We start from the raw sequence: 17,201 nt of genomic DNA, 5'->3' as shown, positions 1-17,201 counted from the left end.
TCGAGAGTTAGAGCAGGATGAATAATCTACATCCTACAAATAATGGTAGGCAATCTTCTATGAATACAAATGCGTCGTCAGAATCTTCAAATACACCTATTAAGGTAATGGTTGTTGATGATGCGCTTGTTATTAGAGGTCTGATCACGCGTTTTCTAGAAGCAGAGGGGGATATTGAAATCGTCGCTTCTGTTGGGGATGGGGAACGTGCTTTACAAGCGTTAGATCGTCATCCTGTCGATGTCGTTGTTCTTGATATCGAGATGCCTCGCATGGATGGGTTAACTGCTTTACCCAAAATTATTGAGAAAATGCCGGGCGTGCAGGTTCTTATGGCATCGACGTTAACTCGTCGTAATGCGGAAGTTTCACTGAAGGCATTATCTTTAGGTGCAGCTGATTATGTGCCAAAGCCAACTTCTAACACGGAGATTGGCGGTAAAGAAGATTTTAAGCGTGAAATTATAGGAAAAGTACGGGCACTTGGAAAAACAGGGCAACGTCGTCGCGCCATACGGGAACGTAGTGGTGCTGTGCCTACAGGTGCACGTGGAACAAGTGCATATGCGCGACAAGAAAAATTAACATCTGTAAATGCATTTAAAGCTGCGAGTGAAAGCAATACTCGTCGTCCTTTCACTGCACGTCAAACTTCAGATGCACCTTCGCCAACAGCGCGACCTTCTTCCAGTCTTCGCGCAGAAGCAACAAAAAGTCAGAAGTCTGAATCCAAGAGCTTATATTCTACGCCGGCAAGTTTACGCCAAGCGAAACGAATGAAACCTGATATTATTACAATAGGTAGTTCAACTGGAGGGCCGCAGGCATTATTTAAAGTTTTGTCAAATATTGGCCCTGATGTGAAACAGCCAATTTTAATTACGCAACATATGCCACCGACATTCACAACAATACTTGCAGAGCATGTTGCTAAAGCGAGTGGCCGTCCTACGAAAGAGGCGGAAGATGGTGAAGAGATTTTGCCGGGCCATATTTATATTGCGGCTGGTGATTATCATATGCTCGTGAAAAGTAATGGTTTAAAGAAAACATTACATAAGGATCATGGCCCTCAAGAAAATTTCTGCCGTCCTGCTGTTGATCCGATGTTACGTTCCGTTGTTGAAGTCTATGGTGCAAATGTCTTAACAGTTATTTTAACTGGTATGGGATCGGACGGAAAAAAAGGGTGTGAGCACGTTGTGAATGCCGGAGGTCAGGTCATCGCACAAGATGAGGAAACGAGTGTTGTCTGGGGAATGCCTGGTGCAGTTGCCACTGCAGGTTTGTGTTCCTTTATTCTACCTGTTGACGAAGTTGGACCAAAGATCAGATCATATGCTACAGGAGGATTGGTATGAGAGTTCAGGATTTCGAATTACTCTCCACACTGTTGAAAAAACGCTCAGGTCTTGTTTTGAGTGAAGATAAATCTTATCTGCTTGAAACTCGGTTAATGCCGGTCGCACGTAAGCATGCTTTAAAAGGCTTAGAAGAGTTATGTGAAGTAGTTCGTGTGAAGCGGGATGAAACTGTTATTTCCGACATTACTGAGGCGATGACGACTAACGAGACTCTGTTCTTCCGTGATACGCGGCCATTTGATATGTTCAGAGATCATTTAATTCCAAACTTATTGGAAAAAAGACAATCATCTCGTCGAATTCGTATTTGGTGTGCTGCGTGTTCTGGTGGACAGGAGCCATATTCTTTAGCGATGATCTTAAAAGAGATGCAAGCGAAGTTATCAGGATGGCGTGTGGAAATCATGGCGACTGATATTTCTGTGGAAATGTTGGATAAAGCGAAGAGTGGTCTTTATACACAGTTTGAAGTTCAGCGAGGCTTGCCAATCACCTTGCTGGTTAAGTATTTCAAACAGAATGGAGATAAATGGCAACTGGATTCAAGTATTCGTTCTATGATCCAGTTCCGTCCATTTAACTTGATGGAAAATCCACGTGCTTTAGGTGAATTTGATATTGTTTTCTGTCGTAATGTATTAATTTATTTCGATCAGGATACTAAGAAAATGGTTTTAGACAATATTGCGAAGATGATGCCAAAAGATGGTGCATTATTCTTAGGGGGGGCAGAAACAGTGTTAGGAGTTACTGATAGTTTCAAGCCTGTTACCGGACGCCGTGGACTCTATCAACGTGGCGATGGAGACGTTGGCATCTAAAACCTGATTTGATTTAAAAGAAAAGTCCGGAAGTTAGTTCCGGGCTTTTTTCTATTCCGCATGTGGGTCTCTTAAAACGTAACCTCGCCCCCATATGGTTTCTATGTAATTGGCTCCATCAGCAACATTAGAAATTTTCTTTCGCAATTTACATACGAATACATCAATAATCTTGGCTTCTGGCTCATCCATGCCGCCATATAAATGGTTCAGGAAAACTTCTTTTGTAAGAGTTGATCCTAAGCGCAGCGCAAGAAGTTCCAATATGGAATATTCTTTCCCAGTTAAATGTACATTTTTACCGTTCACTGACACCAGTTGAGTGTCCAGATTAATACTGAGATCACCAACTTTAACAATAGAATGAGAGTGACCTTTTGAGCGACGAATGATTGCCTGTATACGGGCGATTAGTTCACGTTTATCAAATGGTTTGGTGAGATAATCATCAGCGCCAATACCTAAGCCTTTAATTTTATCATCCATTTCAGATAGGCCAGATAATATAAGGATAGGTGTTGCTACCTTTGAATCTCTAAAACGACGCAGAACTTCATACCCATCAATATCCGGTAACATAATATCTAGGATAATAAGGTCGTAATCATACATTTTGCCGATCTCTAGGCCTTCTTCGCCAAGACGTGCAAGATCAATAATGAAGTTCTCTGACTTCAATGACAACTGGATGCTTTGTGCCGTGGTGGCATCATCTTCAATAAGTAAGATACGCATTTTCCACCCCCGTTATTTCATTATTCGTGTTGTTATTTTTTTGTTAATAAAGGTTAACAAATCCCTATGAAATATCAATGTATCTTTTAACGGGAAATTAAATGAAAACTAATCTTCTTCCATCTCTTTCGAATTTAGTGCGAGTCATTTATATTAATCACTAGATAAATACATGAAGAGTATAACGATGAGCCGTTTGCTATCGCAGTTAGAAACAGATCTAAAAACAATTAACCCGCAACATATCTATGGTAAGGTTGCAGGTATTCAGGGAATGTTGATTGAAATTAGCGGCATTGAAAGCATGCTTTCAATCGGGGATCGATGTTTCCTTATCGGTAAAGGAAAGCGAAAAGTTCCTTGTGAGGTTGTCGGCTTTCGTGCCGGTGCTGCGCTTGCAATGCCGTATGGCGGCTTAGATGGTATCGGGCTTGGTGCACGGGCAGAAATGATGGATTCTGAGCCACTTATCCGTCCAGACCCGACATGGTTAGGGCGTGTCATTAATGCTTTTGGGGATCCTGTAGATGGTCTTGGGCCGCTGAAGCAGGGCGATAACCCGTATACGATCCGGAATAATCCACCACCGGCGCATACGCGTAATCGCCTTGGTGGAAAAATAGATCTTGGCGTGCGTGCTCTAAATACATTTACGACTTGTTGTAGCGGACAACGTATGGGGATTTTTGCGGGATCAGGTGTTGGCAAATCTATGCTGATGTCTATGTTAGCGCGCTATTCCAGTGCACCGATTATTGTTATCGGCTTAATTGGTGAGCGTGGCCGTGAGGTACAGGAGTTTATTCAAGAAGATCTTGGAGAAGAAGGTCTTGCTCGTAGTGTCGTTGTAGTCGCGACGTCTGACGAATCGGCCTTGATGCGACGAGAGGCCGCCTATATGACATTGGCTGTTGCCGAATATTTTCGTGATCAAGGACAAGATGTTCTTTGTTTGATGGACTCTGTAACGCGTTTTGCTATGGCACAGCGTGAAATTGGCTTGAGCGTGGGGGAACCGCCCGCAACAAAAGGTTATACACCAACAGTCTTTTCAGAACTGCCAAGATTGCTGGAGCGTGCTGGCCCAGGTACGGGCGCGGGAAGTATTACGGGGTTGTTTACAGTATTGGTGGAAGGCGATGACCATAATGAGCCGATTTCAGATGCAGTACGCGGCATTTTGGATGGGCATATTGTTTTGGATCGAGAAATTGCACATCGAAATAGATATCCAGCTGTAAACATTCTGCGAAGTGTTTCCCGAAGTATGCCAGGATGTAATAGCCCGGAAGAAAATGAAATTGTAAATCGTGCCAAGGAGTTCCTCTCTTCCTATGAAGATATGGCCGAATTGATTCGTTTAGGCGCTTATCGAGCCGGTAGCAATCCGGCAGTTGATGAAGCTATACACTATTATCCTGATATTGAGAATTTCATAAGTCAAAGAAGTCAGGAAAGATCTGATTTGCAAACAGGCTATGGTGAACTAGCCCAGATATTGGGTATGGTTCCAGGAATGGATGAAGAGTGAAGTCCACTTTAGATACTTTGATTCGTCTGGCTGAATTTACAGTAGATGAAAGAAGGCGTGAACTAAAAGAAATTCAAGATAGGGAAGATGTATTTCTTCAGGCAAAGGTAAGACTTGCAGAACGCGTGGAGACTGAAAAAGTTTCTGCTCAACAGTCGACCGAAGGTACATTTGCCTATGGGCAATTTGTCGCATGGGCAAAGATAGAAAGAGAGCGTCTGGATCAAGCGATTGCAGATATTCAACCGGAATTAGAAGAGGCACGTGCTCAACTTTCAGAGGCATTTGCTGAACAGAAAAAAGTTGAAATCACGAAGGAGCGAAAAGATGAAGAAGAGCGTGAAGAAATAAAAGCTAAGGAGCAAGCTTTTCTTGATGAGTTCACAACCTCTCAACATATTCGTAAGCAAAAGGAAAAAAAATAATTTTTTTTTAAAAAAAAGCCCCACTCCTAATAAAAGGAGTGGGGAAGTGTGATCAGGATCGAAGTCTCAAAATATTCAAAAAATATCCTAAAGAGACCCAGAAAGAACGAGAGGAGCAAGTCGGAGTAAACGTCTGATTAATCTGACTTTGTTCATTCTTTCTGTCTCATTATATAGACTATCATTTTAGCGCTTGCAACTAAGAATTATTATTAACTGCATCTTTTTTTCATAAAAAAAGCCTGCAGATTGATGCAGGCTTTCAAAATCGTAGAGAGAGACTGGATTACGCGGCTTTGGATGAGCTAATATGAGAAGACAATTTTTTGTCTTCTGGTGTTTGTCCATGGCGGTTAGCGACCATTCTATCATGCAATTCTGTGATCTTTAAACTTCCGGTTTTTACAAAGAGAAATGGAAAAAAAGCATGCATTAAACAAGCGAATGTGGCAAAAGCTAATGAGCTTGTAAATGATAGTGCAACGCCCATATGTTGGAAGTAAGATTCGCCTACTGATGCAGGGTGTTCTGTAAAAAGATTCTTTAACATCTCTAATCTCCGAAATACCTGATTTTCTTATATTAAAGATAGCCTATTATTGGTGAAAATATATTTCTTTTTTTCTATAAATTATACATTATAATAGAAATAATTTCTACAAATATGAGATTGTATAAAAATGGATAATATCGATAAGAAAATATTAGGGTTGTTACAAGAAAATGCGGAATTATCTGTTTCGGATATCGCTGATAAAGTTGGTTTGTCGACAACTCCTTGCTGGCGCCGTATCCAGAATATGGAGAAGAATGGCGTTATAAAAGGGCGAGTTGCGATACTTGACGCGGATAAGCTGAATGTCGGTGTTACTGTATTTGTGGCGATTAAAACGAATCAGCATAATCCAGATTGGCTAAAACAATTTGCAGAAGGTTTGGAAAGAATCGATGAGGTTGTTGAAGTATATCGCATGAGTGGGGATGTAGATTACATGCTTAAAGTGCAAGTTCCGGATATTGCAGCATATGATAAAGTATATAAAAGATTAATCTCAATTGCTGATATGTTTGATGTAAGTTCTCATTTTTCAATGGAACAAATCAAATATACGACGAAACTACCACTTGATTATATTAAATGAAAAGGGGCTGCGAATTTGCAGCCCTTATGATTTTATGATTTTGCTTTTTCTTCCTGATTACAGGGGCAATCCCGGTTCAGAATTTCCAATGCATTTTGGGCGCCAGAATTATCTAGCCCCATTTCAATAAGGCGTTTTTTGATCTTTAAGCATAAATCCTTACCTTCAGGGAATGTTTTATTAGTCCAAAATAAATTATCAGGATTAATATAGCCAACAGCATCAAGGAAAGCGACGCCATAATAGAATGCATCCCCCTGACTATTGTAGAAACTAAAGTAGCGGAATGTACCATCTGGTTCCAAAGAATCATTTAAACACCAATCCAGCATTTCTTCGATATCTTTGACTGAACTTTCTTTTTGATCTTCGGTCATATGTTCCCAACCAAGTTTCATAATTCGGACCACGTCCATACTGTTATGATTATTCATATGACCTTGTACGGACCAACCAAATGGATAGGGTTGGGTTTTTATGGCCAATAGAGTATCGATCAACTCTTCCCAGTGATTAATTTTCCCTTTGCGATATTTGACAGTATGATAGGTAAGGCTAAGATCTGGTGACTTCAAAATTTCGCCATCAACATCAAACCAAGCTCCCCAAAAACCTGTTGTAGGATCTTGCCATCCATCTAAAAACTTTGTGTATGCTTCTTTATATTCATCAGTGATATCAAGGCCATCTACATACGTATTAACGTAATCACGTAAGTAAGATTTATATACTAACTGTGACATTGAACCCGTAATCGCGCCGATTTGATCGCGATGATTAATGCCAGTTTTACGCAAATTAGACGTAATTAACGGCGTAAGATATTCAGTGATTTTCTCACCAGTGTTGATTGGAGCAAGAAAATCTAAAGGATACTCCGGGGCTGTAGAATCACCATCATTATATAGATACCCAATGGCATCAATCATTGCATCACATTGTAGATGGAACATATTGTACCCGGAACCAAAAGCTCCATCTTCAGGATTTTGCCACGCTATAGATTGAGGTTGATCAATGTCTTTTAGACTTTTAATTGAATCGCGCCATTGGTTCCTGAAGCCTTTGATGTCAGCCGTTAGATTTAGATACCATTTGGTTTCAATACGTTTATGGCGAGACGTATAAAGGTTGATTTGTTCTTTTGGCGGTTTTCCTTGATTAATTGTTTTTTCTTTCCGTGCGATCTTATTTCTTAGTCGATTATATTTTCGTGTGCCAATTTTTTGAAAACGGGGGTATAAAGGTTCGTATTCTTGAAAGCCAGTTGCAATAATTTTTTTAAAATCAGGAAATTGATTTTGTCCAATTCTATCAAGTACACGTTGCGTCGTCTTTGGGTGACGTATGATCGGTAACATAAAAATACCCCTTATAAGTTTATGAGTTTTATCAATACTATTTATAAGTATAGCTAAAATTTCTTATATACCAAGAAACGGGTGGGGCATAAGGAAGAATTTTATCATTATGCACATATCAATAGATCAAAAGGTGTAAAGATGACTCAGAATTCTTATGATAAAGTAGCTCAAGCTTTAGAGTTTATCGCTGATCATTGGGATGAGCAGCCTGAACTTTCAGAAATTGCTACTCAAGTGCGTATGAACGAATTCAACTTTCAAAAGTTATTTTCTGAATGGGTAGGTATTAGCCCTAAAAAATTCATTAGCGTTTTAACGTTGGAACATGCGAAACAATCATTAGCTGATAATGAGTCTGTCTTAGGGGCAGCATTGGATAGTGGTTTGTCTGGTCCCAGCCGTTTGCATGATCTTTTTGTATCGGTAGAAGCGATGACGCCGGGAGAGTATAAACAACAAGCAAAGGGCTTGAAGATACGTTATGCATGGCACCGTGGAATATTTGGAGAAACTTTAATTCTTGCGACTGAACGTGGGTTATGTGGGGTGGCGTTTCTCGATAGTCGTGGAAAACAAGAATGTTTTGATGATATGGCAAGGCGTTGGCCATTAGCGCAACTAATTGAAGATTTTGATTATACTTACCCATATATGGAACAAATCTTCAATCATCCGGATCAAGTAGATCCGAGTAAACATGCAAATTTAAAGCTTTTCATTAAAGGAAGCGAATTTCAAGTAAAGGTATGGCAAGCTTTGATGGAAATTCCTAAAGGTCAGCTTGTTACTTATGGCGATATAGCCAAAAAACTTGATATGAAGACTGGCGCAGCAAGGGCAATTGGGACTGCCATTGGTTCTAATCCTGTAGGATGGGTTATTCCATGTCACCGGGTTATAAGAAATACGGGATATCTTGGCGGTTATCGTTGGGGATTACCTAGAAAACTGGCTATGATGGGATATGAAGCCGCGTCATAGCCAATTCATACGGCATATTTAACGGATACCACCCCAAGCAATAAAGTGAGGATTTAAGAAATCTTCACGCTTTGCATATGTAAATGGGGTCTTTCCATCTTCAAGAGTGATTAATCCGCCTGCGGCTTCTAATACAGCATGTGCTGCGCCCACATCCCATTCGCATGTAGGACCGAATCTTGGATATAAATCCGCCGAACCTTCAGCAACCAAGCAAAATTTAAGGCTGCTACCAGCATTGATTGTTTCTTTCAATGGTCTGCCATTTAGGAATTTCTCTAGTAATTCTGGATCACCATGTCGACGACTTGCAACAATGGTAACGCCATCTTCTTGTTCCTCACGTACCGAAATTGATTGAGGAGACTCATTTCCGACTTGCTTAGTTGCACCTTGTCCGACAATACCTGTATATAAAGTATCTCTTGCTGGCACGAGGACAGCACCTAGAACAGGTTTTCTTTTGTCAATAAGTGCTATGTTTACTGTGAATTCACCATTTTTGTTTAGAAACTCTTTTGTGCCATCTACCGGATCAACAAGCCAAAAAGGGTCATCATTACCAACACTTGGTGCTTTACCCTTAGAAGCCGCTTCTTCGCCGACAACTTTGACACCGGGAGTCAGTTTTTCTAAAGCTGGTGTGATAATTTCTTCGGCTTTTAAGTCGGCTTCAGTTACCGGAGAGGAATCTGATTTCGAATATATGTCAAAGTCAGTTTCATATACCTCCATGACCTTACTTCCTGCTTCACGGATGATTTTTATCACTTCTTTCATCAATATTTCGGGGGCAGCGTAAGTGGTCATAAGATTAAATACCTAAACATTTGTGTGAATAAAAATATTTTACTAGTTCGCTTAATATTTTGATTGAAGACATAAATCAAGAGCTGTGTTTTTTTAGAATTGTTAAGAAAACGTAATCTTTCATCGATATGAGGTATTATATTAAATAGAAAGGTGACTTAAGTCACTTGTTTGACAATGTGGAATATGGCAATAAAAGTCGCTTAGAACTACATAATATGGAATACAAGATGTCATCATCAAAAGTTACAAAAGCCGTTTTTCCAGTTGCCGGTTTCGGCACGCGTATGTTGCCGGCCACCAAATCTATCCCAAAAGAAATGTTGCCGGTGGTTGATAAGCCACTGATACAATATGCTGTTGAAGAAGCAATAGAGGCAGGGCTTGAAGAAATCATTTTTGTAACTGGTAGAAATAAGCAAGCTATTGAAGATCACTTTGATATTTCATATGAATTAGAAGATAGTTTGCGAAAACGTGGGAAAAGTGAAGCGTTGGAACAGGTAACTGAGTTCTTACAAGAACCAGGTCGAATTAAATATGTTCGACAAATGCGACCCTTAGGTCTTGGTCATGCAGTGTTATGTGCGAAGGATTTAGTTGGAGATGAGCCATTTGCTATCATGTCCACAGATGACTTAATGATGTATAAAGGTCAAGAACCTTGTATTAAACAATTGATAAAAGCACATGAAGACACAGGTGGAAATATTGTCGCAGTCATGGATGTACCACTTGAACAAACCAAACGGTATGGGATTTTGGATACACCTAACCAAGATTCTGAACGGCCAATAATTCAAGGATTGGTTGAAAAACCAAACCCTGAAGACGCGCCTAGTACACTTTCGATTACCGGGCGTTACATTTTATTACCCGAAATATTTGAATGGCTTGAAAAGCAAAGTGCAGATAAGTCAGGCGAGATCCAGTTAACAGACGCTATGGCCAATATGATCGGTATACATCCATTTCATGGCTTGCGTTATAAAGCAACGTATTTTGATTGTGGTAATAAGTTAGGTTGGCTTGAGGCAAATATAGCATTTGCCGCTGGAGACCAAGACTTAGATAACGACATTCAGTCCTTGTTAAAGAAATATATTCGATAAGCGTTGAGGCTTCTCCTTAAGAAGAAAGTAATCTGATGAAAATTACAATGATTGGTACTGGTTATGTTGGTTTGGTATCTGGTACTTGCTTTTCTCAATTTGGTATCGATGTTACATGCGTTGATCTTGATGAAGCGAAAATCAATAAATTAAAGCAGGGTATAATCCCGATTTATGAACCTGGCCTTGAAGATATGGTGAAGGAAAATGCTGAGGCGGGACGATTGCATTTTACAACATCGTTAGAGGAGGGAGTAAGAGGCGCAGATGCTGTATTTATTGCCGTAGGGACGCCGACACGTCATGGTGATGGACATGCCGATTTAAGTTATGTGTATGCTGCTGCAAAAGATATTGCCCGTGCAATAGATAGCTATACTGTCATTGTTGATAAATCGACGGTTCCTGTGGGAACAGCCCGGGAAGTGTCGCGTATTATTCGTGAAACCAATCCAGATGCGGATTTTGACGTTGTTTCAAATCCGGAATTCCTTCGTGAAGGTGCAGCGATTAAAGATTTTACAAAACCTGATCGCGTTGTGTTGGGAGTTGAATCAGATCGTGCTAAAGAGGTGATGGCTAATATTTATCAGCCGCTTTCTTCTAACAATGTAGAGGTCATGATGACTGGATTAGAAACCGCGGAGCTAATTAAATATGCTGCAAATGCGTTTTTAGCGGTTAAGATTTCTTTCATTAATGAACTTGCAGATCTTTGTGAAAAATTGGGTGCGGATATCGAAGCAGTAGCACAAGGAATGGGATCTGATAGCCGGATTGGGCCGCGTTTTTTACAGGCTGGCCCTGGGTATGGTGGTTCGTGTTTCCCTAAGGACACATTGGCACTTGTCAGAACCGCAGAAGAAGCGGGTACACCTGTAAAAATTGTAGAAACTGTAGTTGAAGTTAATGCAAATCGTAAGAAATCCATGGCCACTAAGGTTATTGATGCTTGTGATGGTAATGTTTCTGGTAAGAAGATCGCAGTGCTAGGAGTTACATTCAAAGCTGAAACTGATGATATGAGAGATAGTCCATCTTTAGATATCGTTCCGACTTTACAGAAAGCTGGTGCTATAATTCATGCTTATGACCCAAAAGGGATGGAAGAGGCACAGGATTATCTATCCAACGTAAATTGGGAAAGAAGTACTTATGATGCAATTGAAAATGCCGATTGTGCGGTCATTATTACCGAGTGGAATGAATTTCGGATGATAGATCTTTCCAGAATGAAAGATGCTATGGCAAAGCCAGTTCTTGTTGATTTGCGTAATATGTATAACCCTGAACGTATGAAACAATTGGGAATCACTTATATTAGTATTGGACGCAAATAAGTTTGGACCAACTTTTTTGTATCAATGGGGAAGAACATTATAAAGTTTGAGGATCGCTTGAAATGATAGTTGGGCATCGCTTTGATCGAACAATTATGCGTGAATATGATATTCGTGGCATTGTTGGGAAAAATCTAACAACTGCAGATGCATTAGCACTTGGTCGTAGTCTTGGAACTATAGCTGCAGGTAGAAATGGCCAATTGGCTGTCGTCGGATATGACGGTCGACATAGTTCACCAATTCTAGAAGAAGAGCTCTGTCGTGGTCTCGCATCGTCAGGTATGTATGTTTTACGCGTTGGTTTAGTGCCTAGTCCTGGGTTGTATTTTGCCAGTAAAGTGTTGAAGGCTGATGTTGCTGTGATGGTGACAGGCTCTCATAACCCGTCCGAATATAATGGCTTTAAGATGATGGTTGAAAATAGACCATTTTATGGTGAACAGATTCAGGATTTACGCGAACTAGCCTTACGTGGGATTTGGCGTGAAGCGCGTGGTGGTGTTATGGATATCGGCGCGATTGTCTCTGGATATGTAACACGTATGATGCGAGATTATACTTCTCGTAAGGGTCTTAAAATTGTTTGGGATCCAGGCAACGGATCAGCCGCGCCATCTACTATAGCCTTGGCAAAAGTAATGCCTGGTGAACACTATATTATTAATGACGAAGTTGATGGTACTTTTCCTAATCATCACCCAGACCCGACAGTTCCTGAAAATCTGGTGCAGTTGCAAGAAGCTGTTGCCGAAGCGGAAGCTGATATCGGTATTGCTTTTGACGGAGACGGCGATCGTATAGGGGTCGTTGACAGTCAGGGGCGGATATTATGGGGAGATCAGCTTCTCGCGATTTTATCTCGTGATGTTTTAAGGAATGTGCCTGGTGCTTCAATTATCGCTGATGTGAAGGCGAGCCAAATGTTATTTGATGAAGTTGCTCGTCTAGGAGGTGATCCTGTTATGGCTCCAACGGGACATTCAATCATTAAATCTGAAATGGCAAAGCGCGAAGCTCCTTTGGCAGGGGAGATGAGTGGTCATATTTTCTTTGCTGATAAATATTATGGATATGATGATGCATTATATACAGCGGTGCGTTTGATTAATTATTTGGTTGTTTCCGGACAAAGTATCGACGAATTACGTGATGAGTTACCGCAAGTCGTTAATACTCCTGAAATCCGCATTGATGTAGATGAAAGTCGAAAATTCGCGATCGTAGAAGAAATCAAAGAGCGCTTGTCCCAAACTGATGCCGATGTAAATGACATTGATGGGGTTCGCGTGAACGAAAATGGCGGTTGGTGGCTTATAAGGGCTTCTAATACACAAAATGCACTTGTTGTGCGTTGTGAAGCAGAAGACGAATCGAGTTTAGAAAACCTGAAAGGTCGCGTGAAGGAACAATTTAACCTTTCTGGTGTAAATGTAGATTTCTAAGCAATTTTTAAAAATGTATTTAAAAACAAGGGAGTAATGTTCAGTTGCTCTCTTTTTTAATATATAAATTCTTTTTTTATTGATCGACCAAGCAAAAAAAATCTGGACGGATCAAAATTATTAGGGTTAGATGTTAACTGGAATGAAATTGATAGAATTGTATCGAAAAAGTGATACAGTTCCTTTTAGTATAATTTCAGAACTAGGGAGTTAAAAATTATGATTAAATCTTCATTAAAGAAAATTGCACTAGCGGGCGTTGCAACAGTTGCATTGTCGGCGCAAGCAATGGCCGCAGATTCTGCATCTTGTAAATCGGTTACTTTTGCTGATGTTGGTTGGACAGATATTACATCTACAACTGCAGCTGCTAGTGTTGTTCTTTCCGCAATGGGGTATGAGCCGGAAGCAAAAGTTCTATCAGTACCTGTAACTTATAAATCTTTAGAATCTGGTGATGTCGACGTATTCCTGGGCAATTGGATGCCTTCTATGGCGGCTGACCTTAAGCCTTATCAAGATGCTGGTACAGTTGAAGTAATTGAGCCTGCAAACTTAACAGGTGCGAAATATACATTGGCAGTGAACCGTAAAGCTTTTGAAGCTGGTTTGAAGTCTTTTGCAGATATTGCGAAATTCTCTGATGACTTAGACGGTAAAATTTATGGTATCGAGCCAGGCAATGACGGGAACCGTTTAATTCAAGATATGATTGATGCAGATGCTTTTGGTTTAAAGGGGTTTGAAGTCGTCGAAAGTTCTGAACAAGGTATGTTAGCTGCCGCAACACGTGCTTCCAAGCGTGATGAAATGGTTGTTTTCCTAGGTTGGGCGCCGCATCCAATGAATGCAAATATCAATATGGATTACCTATCTGGCGGTGATGATTGGTTCGGTCCGAATTTTGGCGGTGCAGACGTTTATACAAATGTCCGTAAAGGTTTAGCTGCTGATTGTCCAAATCTTGGTAAATTGGTTTCTCAACTGCAATTTACATTGCCAATGGAAAATGAAATCATGGGCGCGATCCTTGATGATGGTGAAGAGCCTAATGATGCTGCGAAAGCTTGGTTGAAGGCTAATCCAGCAATTCTTGATGGCTGGTTAGCCGGTGTCTCCACATTTGATGGTGGTGATGCATTGGCAGCTGTAAAAGCAGCAATTGCAGAGTAAGATACTGAATATTAAGTGGAAATGGTCAGGCCTTCACGGGTCTGACCTTTTTCTTTAAAATCATTATAATTTTAAAAACTTTTCATACTTATATTAGGAAATCAGGGGAGTAGTGAAAGTGGAGTGGATTGCTGAGAATAAAATTCCAGTAGGGAAGTGGATGGCAAATTTTGTCGACTTCTTGACAGATTATTTCTTCTGGTTTTTTGATTATATTACAATTGTTTTAGAAGGTTTTACCACTGCTGTGGCGGAATCTTTATTATGGTTTCCTGATTGGGTCATTATCGCTGCTGTAACAGGATTTGCAACTTGGCTTCATCGTTCTTGGAAACTAGGTGTATTCACAGCGCTCAGCTTGTTATTCATTGTGAATCTAGGGTACTGGGAAGAAACTATTTATACTGTGACGTTGGTTATTTGTGCTACCTTTGTAAGTATGCTTTTTGGTGTACCTTTAGGGGTCGTTGCTGCTCATAAACCAAAATTCTGGTTATTCTTGCGTCCTGTGCTAGACATGATGCAAACGATTCCTACATTCGTCTATTTGATCCCTGCATTGATATTCTTCGGTCTAGGTATGGTGCCAGGATTGATTGCAACCGTAATTTTCGCCATTCCTGCACCAATTCGTCTGACCTATTTGGGAATTTCTTCTGTACCTACTCCTTTAGTGGAGGCTGCAGAAAGTTTTGGAGCAACAAAGAAGCAGCTTTTATTCAAAGTAGAAATTCCACATGCTTTCCCAACTATTATGGCAGGTCTAACACAATGTATCATGTTATCTCTTTCCATGGTGGTGATTGCCTCTATGGTTGGTGCTGATGGCCTTGGTATTCCTGTTCTTCGTGCTCTTAACACGGTGAATATTGCTAAGGGGTTTGAGGCAGGCCTGGCAATTGTGATTGTTGCTATTTTAATGGATCGAATTTGTAAGCGTCCAGCACATAAAGGCGGGGAGTAAGAGATATGAGTGAAGATAAGAAAACTGCTGTTTCCTTCCAGAATGTAGATATTATGTTTGGCGAAAAAGCTGAACAATCTGAGGCGCTTAAATTACTAGATGCCGGTGGTACACGTAAGTCTATCTTAGACGAAACTGGCTGTGTTTTGGGCACCGCTGATGCGTCTATCGATATTAAGGAAGGTGAGATTTGCGTTTTAATGGGGTTATCTGGTTCAGGTAAATCAACATTGTTACGTGCGGTGAACGGTTTGAATAAAGTCAGTCGTGGCTCTATTTTAGTTCAAGATGGTGAACGTCAAGTAGATATAGCAACTTGTGATAAAGATACCTTACGTCACATGCGTACTGAACGCGTAGCGATGGTTTTCCAACAATTTGGTTTGTTGCCATGGCGTACGGTTGAAGAGAATGTTGGCCTGGGTCTTGAACTAGCTGGTATGTCTCCTGCTGAGCGTGAAAAAATTGTCCTTGAGAAATTAGAACTTGTTGGTCTTGCTCAATGGAAAGATAAATACGCACACGAGCTTTCAGGCGGGATGCAACAACGTGTAGGTCTAGCACGCGCTTTTGCGACTGATGCGGATATTTTACTGATGGATGAGCCATTCTCAGCGCTAGATCCCTTAATCCGTAATCAGCTACAAGATTTCTTGCTTGGTTTACAAAAAGATTTGAACAAAACTATTATCTTCGTAAGCCACGATCTGGATGAAGCTTTAAAGCTTGGTAATCATATTGCGATTATGGAAGAGGGACGTATCGTTCAATATGGTGAGCCAGAAGATATCGTTTTAAATCCTGCAAATGCGTATGTCGCGGAATTTGTAGCCCACATGAATCCGTTAAATGTGCTACAAGGCGCTTCTTTTATGACGCCGTTGAATGAGCTTGATAAAGAAGGTGATAAGTATATTGCTAACTTTAAAACATCTTTGTTTTTCGGTATTGATTCAAAGGGCAATGCTGTGGACGCGCAGATATATGATGATGCACGTTCTTTAGCTATCAAGACTATCTCAACTGAAGATGATGTCGCCGGACTTAACGATGATTGCATTGTCGTTGCGCCATCCGATATGAAAATGCGTTGGATGATTGAAATTCGACATCGTACAAGTAATCCAATTTTATTGTCAGATGGCGAGAAAATTGTTGGATTGGTCGGCGATGACGAAATCTATGCTGGTATCCTGAGGCAAACTAGCCTAGGACAGGAAGAAGCTGCTTAGCAGCTTCGAATTTTTACCTAGAATAAAGGCAATTTGACATGATAAAAGGCATCGTTTTTGACAAAGATGGCACCTTAACCAACTTTCATGAAACATGGATGCCTGCCATCCATAAAACCGTTGAATTGTTTTCTGGCGATAATCAAGATTTAAAACATAGACTGATGGTAGCCGGTGGTTGGGATCCTGAAGAAAATCGTATTACTTCGGGATCTATTCTAGGGGCAGGGGATATAAATGATCTGATTGATTGTTTTTTGGAAATTCTGCCGGAATTGAACTCTCAACGCGATGAGTTACATGCAGAAGCAGAAGCTATCTTCACTCATTCCAGTTGTGAGGAGGTTGTACCTGCAACTGATCTTACTGAGTTATTCAGCAATCTTCGTGATCGTGGCCTTTTGATTGGCGTTGCGACCATGGATTCTGAGAACGCAGCCAATATGCTGTTTGATAAGTTAGGTGTTCAAGATCAATTATCTTACGTTGTTGGTTACGACAGTGGGCATGGTGTAAAACCTTCCGCAGGTATGGTTGAAGGCTTTTTTAAGAAAACAGGTCTATCCGCTGATGAAGTAATGGTAGTCGGTGACAACACGCATGACACCGAAATGGGGCGTAATGCCGGGGCTGCAACAGTTGTTGGCGTTTTGACAGGTAATTCGCTTGCAGAAGATCTTGATGGCCATGCCGATCACATACTTTCCAGCGTGGCGGAATTACCTGCACTTATTGATCAATTAAACGCTTAATTTTTCTTAC

The 17,201-nt window shown here is 40.7% G+C and carries 17 protein-coding genes; 13 read left to right on the top strand and 4 right to left on the bottom strand.

Translation table 11 applies throughout. The features are described 5' to 3' along the window. Positions 1–59 precede the first annotated feature (59 nt). Together ACOQOA_RS03770 and ACOQOA_RS03765 are read left to right on the top strand one after the other, a co-directional pair. Complete coding sequence (locus ACOQOA_RS03770; protein WP_420547317.1) at positions 60–1,361, top strand: protein-glutamate methylesterase/protein-glutamine glutaminase; 1,302 nt, start codon at positions 60–62, stop codon at positions 1,359–1,361. Continuing rightward, positions 1,358–2,185 carry a CheR family methyltransferase gene (locus tag ACOQOA_RS03765; RefSeq protein WP_420547316.1) on the top strand — a complete coding sequence of 276 codons (828 nt, stop codon included), beginning with the start codon at positions 1,358–1,360 and terminating at the stop codon, positions 2,183–2,185. The genes ACOQOA_RS03770 and ACOQOA_RS03765 overlap by 4 nt, the downstream gene beginning before the upstream one ends. Positions 2,186–2,236: 51 nt before the next feature. On the opposite strand, the gene ctrA is transcribed toward ACOQOA_RS03765, so the two are convergent. Beyond that, positions 2,237–2,920: a response regulator transcription factor CtrA gene (gene ctrA / locus ACOQOA_RS03760; protein ID WP_420547315.1), complete on the bottom strand. Its 684-nt coding sequence runs from the start codon at positions 2,918–2,920 to the stop codon at positions 2,237–2,239. 187 nt (positions 2,921–3,107) lie between these two features. On the opposite strand from ctrA, the gene fliI reads away from it, so the two are divergent. Beyond that, the gene (gene fliI / locus ACOQOA_RS03755) at positions 3,108–4,451 is read left to right on the top strand and encodes a flagellar protein export ATPase FliI (RefSeq protein WP_420547314.1); all 1,344 of its coding nucleotides are present in this window, start codon (positions 3,108–3,110) and stop codon (positions 4,449–4,451) included. Next, a complete protein-coding gene (gene fliJ, locus ACOQOA_RS03750) occupies positions 4,448–4,876 on the top strand; it encodes a flagellar export protein FliJ (protein ID WP_420547313.1) in 429 nt (142 codons plus the stop codon). Before fliI ends, fliJ begins: the two co-directional genes overlap by 4 nt. Positions 4,877–5,162: 286 nt before the next feature. On the opposite strand, the gene ACOQOA_RS03745 is transcribed toward fliJ, so the two are convergent. After that, complete coding sequence (locus ACOQOA_RS03745) at positions 5,163–5,426, bottom strand: DUF6356 family protein (protein WP_420547312.1); 264 nt, start codon at positions 5,424–5,426, stop codon at positions 5,163–5,165. A gap of 130 nt (positions 5,427–5,556) precedes the next feature. Here ACOQOA_RS03745 and ACOQOA_RS03740 point away from each other — a divergent pair, with 130 nt between their 5' ends. Continuing rightward, positions 5,557–6,018: an Lrp/AsnC family transcriptional regulator gene (locus ACOQOA_RS03740; RefSeq protein ID WP_420547311.1), complete on the top strand. Its 462-nt coding sequence runs from the start codon at positions 5,557–5,559 to the stop codon at positions 6,016–6,018. Positions 6,019–6,050: 32 nt separating this feature from the next. Here ACOQOA_RS03740 and ACOQOA_RS03735 read toward each other — a convergent pair whose 3' ends face one another. Further along, positions 6,051–7,379: a hypothetical protein gene (locus ACOQOA_RS03735; protein WP_420547310.1), complete on the bottom strand. Its 1,329-nt coding sequence runs from the start codon at positions 7,377–7,379 to the stop codon at positions 6,051–6,053. A gap of 141 nt (positions 7,380–7,520) precedes the next feature. Here ACOQOA_RS03735 and ACOQOA_RS03730 point away from each other — a divergent pair, with 141 nt between their 5' ends. Further along, positions 7,521–8,363: a methylated-DNA--[protein]-cysteine S-methyltransferase gene (locus ACOQOA_RS03730; RefSeq protein WP_420547309.1), complete on the top strand. Its 843-nt coding sequence runs from the start codon at positions 7,521–7,523 to the stop codon at positions 8,361–8,363. An 18-nt stretch (positions 8,364–8,381) separates the two neighbouring features. Here ACOQOA_RS03730 and cysQ read toward each other — a convergent pair whose 3' ends face one another. Next, positions 8,382–9,173, bottom strand: a complete 792-nt coding sequence (gene cysQ / locus ACOQOA_RS03725; protein WP_420547308.1) for a 3'(2'),5'-bisphosphate nucleotidase CysQ — start codon at positions 9,171–9,173, stop codon at positions 8,382–8,384. A 230-nt stretch (positions 9,174–9,403) separates the two neighbouring features. Between cysQ and galU the strand changes: the two genes are divergently transcribed. The 7 genes from galU (at position 9,404) to ACOQOA_RS03690 (ending at position 17,191) form a co-directional block, all read left to right on the top strand. Continuing rightward, positions 9,404–10,285, top strand: coding sequence for a UTP--glucose-1-phosphate uridylyltransferase GalU (gene galU, locus ACOQOA_RS03720; protein WP_420547307.1), 882 nt, complete (start codon positions 9,404–9,406; stop codon positions 10,283–10,285). A 35-nt stretch (positions 10,286–10,320) separates the two neighbouring features. Beyond that, positions 10,321–11,625, top strand: a complete 1,305-nt coding sequence (locus ACOQOA_RS03715; protein WP_420547306.1) for a UDP-glucose dehydrogenase family protein — start codon at positions 10,321–10,323, stop codon at positions 11,623–11,625. A gap of 62 nt (positions 11,626–11,687) precedes the next feature. Then, entirely contained in the window at positions 11,688–13,070 is a 1,383-nt protein-coding gene (pgmG, locus tag ACOQOA_RS03710) for a phosphoglucomutase/phosphomannomutase PgmG (RefSeq protein ID WP_420547305.1), read from the top strand. A 219-nt stretch (positions 13,071–13,289) separates the two neighbouring features. Next, positions 13,290–14,243, top strand: coding sequence for a choline ABC transporter substrate-binding protein (locus ACOQOA_RS03705; RefSeq protein WP_420547304.1), 954 nt, complete (start codon positions 13,290–13,292; stop codon positions 14,241–14,243). A 118-nt stretch (positions 14,244–14,361) separates the two neighbouring features. Further along, on the top strand, positions 14,362–15,207 hold the full coding sequence (gene choW / locus ACOQOA_RS03700; protein WP_420547303.1) for a choline ABC transporter permease subunit: 846 nt from the start codon (positions 14,362–14,364) through the stop codon (positions 15,205–15,207). A 5-nt stretch (positions 15,208–15,212) separates the two neighbouring features. Continuing rightward, positions 15,213–16,439, top strand: coding sequence for a choline ABC transporter ATP-binding protein (choV, locus tag ACOQOA_RS03695; RefSeq protein WP_420547302.1), 1,227 nt, complete (start codon positions 15,213–15,215; stop codon positions 16,437–16,439). A 38-nt stretch (positions 16,440–16,477) separates the two neighbouring features. Then, complete coding sequence (locus ACOQOA_RS03690) at positions 16,478–17,191, top strand: HAD family hydrolase (RefSeq protein ID WP_420547301.1); 714 nt, start codon at positions 16,478–16,480, stop codon at positions 17,189–17,191. Positions 17,192–17,201: the final 10 nt, after the last annotated feature.

Source organism: Curvivirga sp., from assembly GCF_965219885.1.
In the GTDB taxonomy this organism is placed as follows: Bacteria; Pseudomonadota; Alphaproteobacteria; order UBA8366; family Aestuariispiraceae; genus Curvivirga.
Note: the sequence above shows the minus strand (reverse complement) of the source record. Positions and strands in the feature narration are given on the sequence as shown.

Bases quoted from the DNA above. Each gene is read 5' to 3' on its own strand.
- ACOQOA_RS03730 (WP_420547309.1), top strand. From the start codon at position 7,521: ATGACTCAGAATTCTTATGATAAAGTAGCTCAAGCTTTAGAGTTTATC.
- choV (WP_420547302.1), top strand. From the start codon at position 15,213: ATGAGTGAAGATAAGAAAACTGCTGTTTCCTTCCAGAATGTAGATATT.
- ACOQOA_RS03770 (WP_420547317.1), top strand. From the start codon at position 60: ATGAATACAAATGCGTCGTCAGAATCTTCAAATACACCTATTAAGGTA.
- ACOQOA_RS03735 (WP_420547310.1), bottom strand. From the start codon at position 7,379: ATGTTACCGATCATACGTCACCCAAAGACGACGCAACGTGTACTTGAT.
- ACOQOA_RS03765 (WP_420547316.1), top strand. From the start codon at position 1,358: ATGAGAGTTCAGGATTTCGAATTACTCTCCACACTGTTGAAAAAACGC.
- ACOQOA_RS03690 (WP_420547301.1), top strand. From the start codon at position 16,478: ATGATAAAAGGCATCGTTTTTGACAAAGATGGCACCTTAACCAACTTT.
- ACOQOA_RS03745 (WP_420547312.1), bottom strand. From the start codon at position 5,426: ATGTTAAAGAATCTTTTTACAGAACACCCTGCATCAGTAGGCGAATCT.
- ctrA (WP_420547315.1), bottom strand. From the start codon at position 2,920: ATGCGTATCTTACTTATTGAAGATGATGCCACCACGGCACAAAGCATC.
- ACOQOA_RS03740 (WP_420547311.1), top strand. From the start codon at position 5,557: ATGGATAATATCGATAAGAAAATATTAGGGTTGTTACAAGAAAATGCG.
- fliI (WP_420547314.1), top strand. From the start codon at position 3,108: ATGAGCCGTTTGCTATCGCAGTTAGAAACAGATCTAAAAACAATTAAC.
- cysQ (WP_420547308.1), bottom strand. From the start codon at position 9,173: ATGACCACTTACGCTGCCCCCGAAATATTGATGAAAGAAGTGATAAAA.
- galU (WP_420547307.1), top strand. From the start codon at position 9,404: ATGTCATCATCAAAAGTTACAAAAGCCGTTTTTCCAGTTGCCGGTTTC.
- ACOQOA_RS03715 (WP_420547306.1), top strand. From the start codon at position 10,321: ATGAAAATTACAATGATTGGTACTGGTTATGTTGGTTTGGTATCTGGT.
- pgmG (WP_420547305.1), top strand. From the start codon at position 11,688: ATGATAGTTGGGCATCGCTTTGATCGAACAATTATGCGTGAATATGAT.
- ACOQOA_RS03705 (WP_420547304.1), top strand. From the start codon at position 13,290: ATGATTAAATCTTCATTAAAGAAAATTGCACTAGCGGGCGTTGCAACA.